The sequence below is a fragment of the Collinsella aerofaciens genome, from assembly GCF_039752985.1.
Classification (GTDB): domain Bacteria; phylum Actinomycetota; class Coriobacteriia; order Coriobacteriales; family Coriobacteriaceae; genus Collinsella; species Collinsella aerofaciens_BT.
This window is the reverse complement of the sequence record NZ_JBDMHA010000021.1, coordinates 1-9,354: the sequence shown is the minus strand read 5'-3', so window position 1 is coordinate 9,354 and position 9,354 is coordinate 1. Positions and strand designations below refer to the sequence as shown.

Genomic DNA, 9,354 nt, shown 5'->3' with positions numbered 1-9,354 from the left:
AGCTTGAACTTAGCTATAATGCGCTACGTTCCTGCCAGGCTGTGGTTGCGGACGGACGAAATGCCCGTCCTAGTCCAAGACAGACGCGGTCAAAGGGATCCACGTAAGCGACCGCGTGCGCGCGGCGCGATCATGGCGCGTCCTAGATGTAAGCCGCACCGTCCGTTCTACTTTCTTTGGGGCAATACCGCCTCGCGGGCGAGCGGGCCAGTCGTGAAGGTGGCTGCGGCCTCCCGAGCAAACACCCCGGTGCGCAAGTGTGGGGTCAAATACCAGGTCAGCTGGTGGGAACAACCTGATATTCCGTGCAACGCACGGATCGTATACGACACAGAAGGTAGGGTAGTGGACATGGTGAGGGGCAGCTTGATGCACGCGGCTCGGTTAGGTGCTGGGACCGCAGCGGTCATCGCCGTTTTGGGCCTGAGCGGATGCGCGTTCAACCCGCTGTCTGCGTTCACGACTCCCACGATCGACCAGATCGAGTACGAGACCGTCACGCCGGCGGTGTCGGACGACGCCCTGGTCACTCCCGGAACCCTGACGGTCGCCCTCGATACTTCCGATGCGCCGCAGGCCATGCAGGACGCCGACGGCGAGCTCACGGGGTATGCGGTTGACGCCGCCCGCGCCCTCGCAAGCCGCATGGGCCTTAAGGTCTCCTTTGTCGATGCGTCTTCGGCAGGTTCCGCGCTCGGCGACAAAAAGGCCGATATCTTTATCGGCGAGATTAACTCCACGGACGGGGACATTAGCTCGCTCGGCACCTGCCTGTACGATGCCACTTCCGTGTTCGGTAAAACTAGCGATGGTGGGTCGCTAAGCGTTTCCACCGATACCCTTAACACGTCCACCCTGGGCGTTCAGATGTCCTCGGCCTCGCAGGAGGCGCTTGCTAAGCAGAACATTACCGCCAACCAAAAGACCTTCTCCAACATCAACGAGTGCTTTGAGGCGCTCGAGTCCGGCGAGATCGACTACGTGATTTGCGATTCCACGGCCGGCGGCTACCTTGCGCGCCTGATGAGCCAGATCTCTTACGTCGGCGCGCTCGAGACACCCTCGACGCTCGGCGTCGCGGGCCTCGCGGCCAACGATGAGCTATGCCGTGCCGTGAGCGATGCCCTCGACGGTATCACGGTCGATGGCACGCTCGAGGCGGTTCACTCCGTCTGGTACGGCACGATGCCCTATGACCTCACCACCAAGACGGTCTCGGGCGCCGACGTGCAGCTGACCGACACCGGATCCAGCGAGTCTGCATCCTCCGATTCGAGCAGCGAGGGTGCAACCTCCGAGGATAAGTCGTCCGGCCAGGAGGGCACTATCACCGACGACGACATTAACAAGCTCAATAGCTAGTTATTGCTAGGGGTGGTGTCTCCTATGCGCTAGGAGAGACGCCTCTTCACGGTTTCAACACGCATTGCCGGGCTTTCCCAACAGGGGAGCCCGGCTTTTTCGTTTCCATAAAACCAGCAGGTCAAAGACGTTTTTTAGGTGCAAAACTTAAGTCGCCGTCGCCCTCCCATAGCGCACTTTGCCACAGAAAAGTGCGAGACTTCGGTATGCGGTCTCAAGCAATCGTTATTCGGGTCTTTGGGAATCCGCGTGATTAAATGCACGGCAATGGGTACATAGCCAGTACAGTAAGTCCCCGAGGCAGATTGGAGCCACGTATGGATATCAAGGTTTCTGGACGCAAGACGACGGTAACCGATGCTCTGCGTGCGCATGTGGATGAGAAGATCGGCGAGGCGCTCAAGGTTTTCGATATCGAGCCCATGACGGTCGACGTCGTACTTCGCTATGAGAAGAACCCCTCGAACCCCAACCCGGCAATCGTCGAGGTTACGGTTCGCGCTCGCGGTTCGGTGATTCGCGTTGCCGAGCACGGTGCAGATATGTACGCCGCCATCGACCTCTCCGCCGATAAGGTCACCCGCCAGCTGCGCAAGTTCAAGACCAAGGTCGTGGACAACCGCCAGGGCGGTGCCAGCGCAGCGGATGTCGCACCGGTCGAGCGCGTCGAGGATTTGGCCGACCTGCTGCTGCCCGAGGAGGAGGACGACCTGCTCGTCCGTGAGAAGGTCATTGATGTCACCCCGATGACTGAGGAGCAGGCGCTGGTGCAGACCGATCTGCTCGGCCACGACTTCTACGTGTTCGAGAACGCGACGACTGGCCTCATCAATGTGGTGTATCACCGTAAGAATGGTGGATATGGCATCATCAAGCCCCGCATCGAAACACTTGACGAGTAAAATACGTTAACTTGCATGAGTTAACGGCTGGCGGCCATCCCATGCGGGTGGCCGCCTTTTTACGTAAGGAGTCGCTTTGATGGACAAGGCCGCATCCGCCGGTCATTCGGACCGTTGCCGCATCGTCGTCGATACTTGCTGCGACTTTAGCCCCGAGGTCGCCGCGAACCTCGATGTCGATATCCTGGGTTTCCCCTTCATTATCGATGGCGAGGAGCGCACGGATGACATCTGGTCGAGCATCACACCCAAGGAGTTCTACGACCGCATGCGCGCCGGTGCCCGCGTGTCCACCTCGGCTGTGTCGCTCGGTCGCTATATCGAGTTCTTTACCGAGTGTGCCAAGGAGGGCACGCCCACGGTCTACCTGTGCTTTACCTCGGCGCTGTCGTCGAGCTACAACTCCGCGTGCCAGGCGGCGGACGCCGTGCGCGCCGAGTATCCCGATTTTGAGCTGTACGTGGTCGACAACGCTCTGCCCTGTGCGACCGGCGCGCTCTTGGCGCTCGAGGCCGTGCGCCAGCGTTCGGCGGGACTGACCGCCAAGCAGCTGGTCGATTGGGCAAACGAGGCAAAGACCTACGTCCACGGTTACTTTACGCTCGAGAGCTTCGACGCACTGGCTGCCGGTGGCCGCATTCCGCCCGCGGCGGCACAGCTCACGGCAAAGCTCGATGTCAAGCCCGAGCTCTCCTACGACCTTGCCGGCTCGCTGTCGCTGATCGGCGTCAACCGCGGCCGCAAGAAGGCGCTCAAGTCCATCCTCAAGTCGTTCCGCGAGAACTACGTGCCCGACCGCACCATGCCCATCGCCATCATGACGGCCGATGCCGAAAAGGACGGTGACTGGCTCGAAGCCGCCATCCGCAAGGAGGAGGGCTGCGCCGACGTCACGATCATTCGCAGCTCCGTGGGTCCCACCATTGGCTCGCACGTGGGCCCCGGCATGGTGGCCTGCGCGTTTTGGGGCAAGAATCGCGCCGAGAAAGCCTCGCTTTCCGACCGCATCGCGCGCCGCGTGCGAGGCGAGTAGGTAGGCGCTGCGGCTGCAAGTGCCCTCAAGTCACGGCCGAAACGCTGGCACCGAGTATTTTAACCTGGTAACAACACCCAACCCAAAAGGAAAGGTTTCATGGCAAACAAGCTCTCCGTCGCATTCATCGGCACCGGAATCATGGGTGCCCCCATCGCCGGCCACATTCTGGACGCCGGCTATCCCGTCACGGTCAACAACCGCACCAAGTCCAAGGCGGCGGCGCTTATCGAGCGCGGCGCCGTCTGGGCAGATACGCCGGCCGATGCCGCGGCGAACGCCGATGTCGTCTTTACCATGGTGGGCTATCCCTCCGAGGTCGAGGAACTCTACCTGGCGGGCGACGGCCTGCTCGCGTGCACCAAGCCGGGCGCGGTTTTGATCGACCTCACCACGAGCTCGCCCGAGCTCGCCCGTGACATTGCCGAGGCCGCTCAGGTTTCTGGTCGCATGGCGTTTGACTGCCCCGTCACCGGCGGCGAGTCGGGCGCCATCGCCGGCACGCTCACGGCTATCGTGGGCGCTACCGAGAACGATATCGCTCCGGTTCGCGATATCCTTTCCACCTTTGCGGCCAACATTTGCTGCTTCGATGGCGCCGGCAAGGGCCAGGCTGCCAAGCTCGCCAACCAGGTGTCGCTGGGCGCCTGCATGGTCGGCATGGCAGACGCCATGGCATTTGCCGAGCTGAGCGGCCTTGATCTGGAGAAGACTCGACAGATGATCCTGGGCGGTACCGGCAAGTCCGGCGCCATGGAGAGCCTGGCGCCCAAGGCGCTCGACGGCGACTACAAGCCCGGCTTTATGGTCGAGCACTTCATTAAGGACCTGCGCCTAGCGCTCGCTTACGCCGACGATCGTGAGCTCGCCCTGCCCGGTGCCGACGTGGCCTTTACGCTCTACGACATGCTCGACGCCATTGGTGGCGCCAAGCTGGGCACCCAGGCCATCACGGTCCTCTACAAGGAGGAGGCCGACGCCATCGCCGCCGGTCTGGACTGGTCGCAGTATCGTCCCGAGGAGCATGGCGCTCACGAGGACGGCTGCGGTTGCGGTGAGCATGGCGACGACCACGAGTGCGGTTGCGGCCACCACCATGGCGAGGACCACGAGTGCTGCGGCGGCCACGGCCATGACGACGGCCACGAGTGCTGCTGCGGCCATCATCACGAGGAGTAGCGCCCATGAGCTGGACGTTCGTGGTGCTTGCGCTGGTGCTCTTTCTCTTTGCGATCTACATCGGTTTTTTGTGTGGCCAGTGGGCTTGCGAAAAGCGCGTCATCACCAAGCGCGACTACTGGATCGCCAACTTTGCAGGGGCGGCGGCAGTCGTCCTGCTGACCTGGGTGTTCTCGCTGTTCCCGCTGGTGCAGTTTGCGCCGATCGGCTGGCTCGGCGGCTTTATCGCCGGCCTTAAGATGAGCTTTGGCGAGTCCGTGGGTCCGTGGCGCAAGCACGACGAGGTCTTTAACGTCAACAAGGCTCACCGCGCCGCCGCCGACGCGGGCGATGCCGAGGAGCGTCGCCGCGCACGCCGCAATGGCGCGGCCGACCGACAGCTCATCTCGGTCACCGATGACAGCAAGGGTGCTGGCAAGCACGCTAAGAAATAGTAAGAAGAGGTAACTATGGCAGAAAACAAGGAAGAACAGCTCACCGACGAGGAGCTGGCACAGCTTCAGCTGGCAGAGGAGAACGAGAACGCCGTCGACCGTCTGGTCAAGGAGCTCGGCTGCCCCACGCGCCGCATCCGTCAGTTTGCCGCCCGCGTGCTGCACCTGCTTGCCGAGCGCGATCCGCAGCGCGTCGTGCCCTGCGTGCCCGCGCTGATCGAGGCACTCGACCGCCCCGAGGCTCAGACCCGCTGGGAGGCCCTCGATGCCCTGGCGGCGCTTGCCACCACCTGCCCCGAGCAGCTGGGCGATGCCTTTGAGGGCGCCGAGACCGCGCTGTTCGACGAGATTTCCTCCACGCTGCGCTATGCCGCCTTCCGCCTGCTGTGCGTGTGGGGCGCCACGAGCGTCGAGCGTTCGCGCGAGGCTTGGCCCATTCTGGACGAGGCCATCCAGTGCTACCACGGCGACCTCGAGTATCGCGACATGCTCGGTTGCCTGTACGAGTTTGGCCAGGGCGAGATCGACGCCGAGGTCGCCGAGAAGCTTGCGCTGCGCCTTAAGTTCGATGCCGAGAACGGCAAGGGCAGCTATCTCAAGGCCCGTTCGAGCGAGATTTGCGAAATGCTTGTTAAACGTTTTGGCCTGGATCTCTCCAAAAAGAAGAAGCGTGCTAGCGTTAAAAAATCTGAGGCCGCCGAAGACGAGGAGTAACAGATTATGGCGCACGATGTAGTCCTGATTCCCGGTGACGGTATCGGTCCCGAGATTACGCAGGCCATGCGCCGCGTGGTCGAGGCCACCGGTGTCCAGATCAATTGGAACGTCCAAGAGGCCGGTGCCGGCGTCATGGACGAGTTTGGCACGCCACTGCCCCAGCACGTGCTCGATGCGGTCGCCGAGACCAAGGTTGCCATCAAGGGCCCCATCACCACGCCGGTCGGTACGGGTTTCCGCAGCGTCAACGTGGCCCTGCGCAAGCACTTCGACCTGTATGCCTGCGTGCGCCCCTGCCTGTCGCAGCCGGGCGACGGCTCGCGCTTCCGCGACGTCGACCTGGTCATCGTGCGCGAGAACACCGAGGACCTCTACGCCGGCATCGAGTTCGATGAGGGCGCTGCCGAGGTCGAGGAGCTCTCGCAGCTCGTCGAGCGCTCGGGTCAGAAGACCTTCGCCGCTGATTCCGCCATCTCAATTAAGCCGATCTCCATCGCCAAGAGCCGCCGTATTGTGGAGTATGCCTTTGAGTATGCCCGCCGCTGCGGCCGCAAAAAGGTGACGGCCGTGCATAAGGCCAACATCATGAAGGCGACCGACGGCCTGTTCCTGCGCGTTGCGCGCGAGGTGGCCGCCAACTATCCCGATATCGAGTTCAACGATAAGATTGTCGACGCCACCTGCATGGGTCTGGTCCAGAACCCCAACGACTTCGATGTCCTGGTGCTGCCCAACCTGTACGGCGACATCGTCAGCGACCTGTGCGCTGGCCTGGTGGGTGGTTTGGGCATGGCCCCCGGCTCCAACATCGGTGCCGACTGCGCCATTTTCGAGGCAACGCACGGCTCCGCGCCCGATATCGCTGGCCAGGATATCGCCAACCCCACGGCCGAGATTCTCTCTGCTGCGATGATGCTCGATCACCTGGGCGAGAACGACGCTGCCAATCACATTCGCGCCGCCGTATCTGCCACGCTTGACGAGGGCGAGCAGGTTACCGGCGACGTTCGTCGTGCCCAGACCGGCTCCGTTGAGGGCGCTGTGGGCACGCAGGCCTTTGCCGATGCCGTTATCGCGCACCTGGCCTAAGGCATGCAGGCTGCAAACGCCTAAATAGTACTTAAGTGTTTGCGTATAACCTGAGAATCAATACGCCCGGCGCTCTGTCGGGCGTATTCTATTGCGGACTATGTTTCCTAACAAGGAGTAACTGATATGGGTCTGATTCAAAAGAAGGACGAGAAGGACGAGATCGACGGCATCCAGATCATCGAGCGCGGCGAAGGCCCCGACGGTGACGAGGACGAGAAGATCGATCTGGTCGCCGGTACGTCTGCCGAGCACATTGCTGCCGGTACGACGGCCGAGGAGGAGGACGCTCGCCTGGAGGCTCAGATTGCCGCGGATGCCGCCGACGAGAACCTCATGCCCGAGGAACAGGACGAGGACGATGACTCCGACGAAGACGACCATGCATCCAGGCACAAGAAGACGATGATTGCCGCCTTCGTGGTTGCAGTCGTGATCGCTGCTGTGGTCGGCTTCTTTATCGGCAACGGTGGTTTTGGCGGCAAGGGTGTCGGCTCGGCGACCCTCACCGAGGACCAGCTCGATTCGACCGTGGCAAGCTACAGCTACAACGGCAAGAAGAGCGACATCACCGCGCGCGAGGCCATTGAGAGCCAGTACAGCCTCGACACCGTCAAGGATAGCGATGGCAACTACACCGCTCCCTCTGCCGACGTCATCCTGTCCTACGTGCGCAACAAGATCCTGCTCGATGCTGCCGAGGACGAGGGCATCACCGTCTCTTCTAAGGAAATGAAGAAGTACGCCGAGGATTCCATCGGCACCTCCGACTACAAGACCATGGCCACGCAGTATGGTGTGTCCAAGGATCAGGCTAAGCAGATCGTCCGTCAGTCCGCGACGCTGCAGAAGCTCTACAAGAAGAAGGTGGGCGATAGCTCCGCAAGCATGCCGACCGCCCCGACCGAGCCTGCTGACGGCAACGAGGAGACCGCGAGCAAGGACTACGCCGACTACATCATCAAACTTGCCGGCGACGAGTGGGATAGCGAAAAGGGCACCTGGAAGGACGCCGATAGCACCTACGCCAAGGCCTTCGCTGACGATGCCTTTACGGCCGATAGCGCTACCTATAAGCAGGCTATGACCGCCTATTACACCGCCTACCAGCAGTACTCTTCGCAGGCTTCGAGCGCCAGCTCCAAGTGGACCGAGTACGCCAACGGCCTCTACGCCAAGGCCAACATCAGCATCTACGGCCTGTTTGCGTAAAGAACGCCTGAGCCTTCGAGTACGAAGCCGAAATATCTGATGAAGCCCACTAGAACGGACATCGTTCTAGGGGGCTTTTTGCGTTGTAGGGAAGGGCGGGGAAGAGGATGGTAGGGGAGAGGTTATATACAAATTCTTGGACACTTTATTCATATAAAGTGAAACGATTTCGGCTAAACTGGTAGTAACAATGTGGTACCACTGTTCATCTGGTAGTAACCAATTTTGAGACGAAATCGAATGGAAATTGCTAAGAATTAGTTTGGTAATGAAATATATGCAACATGTCTACCTGCGCAAATTACCGTTTACGGGCCAAAAATAACCGTTTGGCAACGATATAGTAATTTGAACGAAATGTGGTGGACGTTTGAATTGAGTGTGTGCTACCGTACATACCAGCAACCCCAAATAGGGACTGGGTTGTCTAAGTTTGCGCATCAATGCCGGCAAGCGGAGAAGCCGGTATGCACAAGGCGCGGACATGGAACTCGTTGGTGAACAACGAAAGAAAGGTTGGAGGAGATACCAATATGATGAAGTACCTCCAGAAGCTCGGCAAAGCGCTGATGCTTCCCGTCGCGGCGCTTCCCGTCGCAGGTATTCTTATGGGTGTGGGCTACCTGCTCGCTCCCGCAGTCATGGGTGCTGCCGGTGACACTACCGGTTTTGCCTATACCGCCGGTTTCCTGCTCATCAAGGCAGGCGGCGCTCTTATCGATAACATGGCCTGGCTGTTCGCAGTCGGCGCCGCTGTCGGCCTTGCCGACGATCACGATGGCACCGCTGGCCTCGCTGGCCTCGTCGCCTTCCTGATGATTCAGCAGCTCCTGAACCCCGCTGTTGTTGGCACCATTCGTGGTATGGACGCCGATGCTCAGACCGCTTGGCTTGTCACGACCGAGGGCATCGCGTTCTCCAAGATCGCTGGCAACTCCTTCATCGGTATCCTGTCCGCCGTCATCGGTGGTACTTGCTACAACAAGTTCAAGGACACCCGTCTTCCCGACTGGCTGGCCTTCTTCTCCGGCAAGCGTTGCGTCGCCATCATGACCGCCGTCATCTGCATCGTCGTCTCCGTCGTCCTGCTCTTTGCTTGGCCGCTCATCTTCGGTGCTCTTGTTGCTCTTGGTGAGGGTATCGCCGCCATGGGTGGTATCGGCGCTGGCATCTACGCCTTCCTTAACCGCCTGCTCATCCCGACTGGTCTGCACCACGCTCTGAACAACGTGTTCTGGTTCGACACCATCGGCCTGGGCGATCTGACCCACTTCTGGGCTGGCGAGACCTCCGCTGACGTCAAGTGGAGCCTCGGTATGTACATGTCCGGCTTCTTCCCCTGCATGATGTTCGGTATCCCGGGTGCTGCCCTGGCTATGGTTCAGACCGCTAAGAACAAGAAGGCTGCTATCGGCCTGGTTGTCTC

At 60.7% G+C, this 9,354-nt stretch carries 9 protein-coding genes; all 9 read left to right on the top strand.

Going from position 1 to position 9,354, the window contains the following annotated elements:
• Window positions 1–351 precede the first annotated feature (351 nt).
• Window positions 352–1,362, top strand: a complete 1,011-nt coding sequence (locus tag ABHR76_RS04185) for a substrate-binding periplasmic protein (RefSeq protein ID WP_346976895.1) — start codon at window positions 352–354, stop codon at window positions 1,360–1,362.
• A 317-nt stretch (window positions 1,363–1,679) separates the two neighbouring features.
• Complete coding sequence (hpf, locus tag ABHR76_RS04180; RefSeq protein ID WP_035137685.1) at window positions 1,680–2,264, top strand: ribosome hibernation-promoting factor, HPF/YfiA family; 585 nt, start codon at window positions 1,680–1,682, stop codon at window positions 2,262–2,264.
• A 79-nt stretch (window positions 2,265–2,343) separates the two neighbouring features.
• Window positions 2,344–3,297, top strand: a complete 954-nt coding sequence (locus ABHR76_RS04175; RefSeq protein WP_346976880.1) for a DegV family protein — start codon at window positions 2,344–2,346, stop codon at window positions 3,295–3,297.
• 99 nt (window positions 3,298–3,396) lie between these two features.
• A complete protein-coding gene (locus tag ABHR76_RS04170; RefSeq protein WP_346976879.1) occupies window positions 3,397–4,476 on the top strand; it encodes an NAD(P)-dependent oxidoreductase in 1,080 nt (359 codons plus the stop codon).
• A gap of 5 nt (window positions 4,477–4,481) precedes the next feature.
• Window positions 4,482–4,910, top strand: coding sequence for a hypothetical protein (locus ABHR76_RS04165; RefSeq protein WP_055310425.1), 429 nt, complete (start codon window positions 4,482–4,484; stop codon window positions 4,908–4,910).
• A 15-nt stretch (window positions 4,911–4,925) separates the two neighbouring features.
• A complete protein-coding gene (locus tag ABHR76_RS04160; RefSeq protein WP_138113325.1) occupies window positions 4,926–5,624 on the top strand; it encodes a hypothetical protein in 699 nt (232 codons plus the stop codon).
• A 6-nt stretch (window positions 5,625–5,630) separates the two neighbouring features.
• Window positions 5,631–6,716 carry an isocitrate/isopropylmalate dehydrogenase family protein gene (locus ABHR76_RS04155; protein WP_346976878.1) on the top strand — a complete coding sequence of 362 codons (1,086 nt, stop codon included), beginning with the start codon at window positions 5,631–5,633 and terminating at the stop codon, window positions 6,714–6,716.
• Window positions 6,717–6,842: 126 nt separating this feature from the next.
• Window positions 6,843–7,928: a hypothetical protein gene (locus ABHR76_RS04150; RefSeq protein ID WP_346976877.1), complete on the top strand. Its 1,086-nt coding sequence runs from the start codon at window positions 6,843–6,845 to the stop codon at window positions 7,926–7,928.
• Window positions 7,929–8,461: 533 nt separating this feature from the next.
• Window positions 8,462–9,354, top strand: an 893-nt coding sequence (locus tag ABHR76_RS04145; RefSeq protein WP_346976876.1) for a PTS transporter subunit EIIC, incomplete at its 3' end; no start/stop codon positions are given.